The 1,008-nt window shown below is 72.5% G+C and carries 1 protein-coding gene and 1 pseudogene; both read left to right on the top strand.

Features of this window, described 5'->3' with window-relative positions:
* On the top strand, nucleotides 1-680 hold a 680-nt coding region (locus BZL64_RS38035; RefSeq protein WP_086773494.1), incomplete at its 5' end, for an ATP-grasp domain-containing protein.
* 91 nt (nucleotides 681-771) lie between these two features.
* A pseudogene (locus tag BZL64_RS38030) lies at nucleotides 772-1,008 on the top strand (peptidoglycan-binding protein); the annotation flags it as partial.

The raw sequence follows: 1,008 nt of genomic DNA, 5'->3' as shown, positions 1-1,008 counted from the left end.
CGCTGATGGACGCCTTCGACGCCGTCGTCGTGCGCAACAGCGGACCCGTCCTCGGCTACAGCGCGGAGTACGAGGCCTTCCGCGAGCGGGCGCTGAGCGCCGGCACCCGCGTCTACAACCCGCTCACGGGCCGCGCCGACATGGCGGGCAAGCAGTACCTCCTCGACCTCAGCGCGGCCGGCTTCCCGGTCATCCCCACCGTCGACCGCCCCGAGGACCTGCACCTGCTGCCCGCGTCCGACCGCTATGTCGTCAAGCCCAAGCAGGGCGCCGACTCCATAGGCCTGCGGATCGTCACCCGCGACGCCCTGCCCGCCCTGGCCGACGGCGCCACCCTGATCCAGCCGTGCGTCGACTTCGCCCACGAGATCTCCTTCTACTTCGTCGACGACGACTTCCAGTACGCCCTCTACGCCCCGGACCCCGACCGCCGCTGGCGGCTGGAGCCGTACGACGCCACCGCGCGGGACCTGGAGTTCGCCCGCCGTTTCGTCGACTGGAACGGCCTCGCGCACGGCATCCAGCGCGTGGACGCCTGCCGCGCCCCGGACGGCGAGCTGCTGCTGGTCGAGCTGGAGGACCTCAACCCCTATCTGTCCCTGGACCTCGTGGACGACAGGACGCGGGACACCTTCGTCACCGCGATGGCCCGGTCGCTGCACCGCTTCCTCGCGGACTGAACCGCGCCGCCCCCGCGCCCGTATCTCTCCCCGAGGGCCCAGGGACCCACGGGCCCGGCGACCAGGGATCCCGGTACCGAGGGAGAGCAGCGTGCCGACAGCGGACGAGTCCGGAAAGCCGCACGAACGCCCGGTGCTGGAACCCATCCGGGTCCTCAGGCCGCGCAACACCGACGCCCTCGCGGCGCTGTTCCGCGAGATGGCCGAACTCACCGAGGACCCGGAGAACGCCGAGGGCTACGAGAGCGTCCCCCTGCCGACGCCCGAGGCACGGACGCAGGAACTCCCGCCGGTCCCGCCGACTCGCCCGGTCCCGCCGACTCGCCCG

Source organism: Streptomyces bobili (assembly GCF_002154575.1).
Taxonomy (GTDB): domain Bacteria; phylum Actinomycetota; class Actinomycetes; order Streptomycetales; family Streptomycetaceae; genus Streptomyces; species Streptomyces bobili.
The sequence above is the reverse complement of the archived record's forward strand: the minus strand, read 5'-3'. Positions and strand labels throughout refer to the sequence as shown.